Raw genomic sequence first — 241 nt, forward strand, 5'->3', positions numbered from 1 at the left:
GCTGACGCGGTAAATAAACGCTCAATCACTGAAGTGGAAAGCGGAGAAAGTATCAGTATCCCTTCCCGCTACATCCGTGAACCCGCGATACATCAGGGACGCGGCGGGCAACTGGAAATTGTTCACCCTGGTAATGATCAGTTCAGCCCTGGTGACCGCATTGAGAGGCCCCAGGGAGGAGCAGGTTCAGGGGGTGACGGTGATGGTCAGGCCAGCCCCGACGGGGAAGGCCAGGACGATT

At 57.7% G+C, this 241-nt stretch carries 1 protein-coding gene; it reads left to right on the forward strand.

Annotated features, from left to right (window positions below; translation table 11 throughout):
• Positions 1-241: DUF444 family protein (locus ACYP03_RS27720; RefSeq protein WP_459782899.1), on the forward strand; the 241-nt coding region annotated here is incomplete at both ends.

It is taken from the genome of Photobacterium sp. R1 (assembly GCF_054600795.1).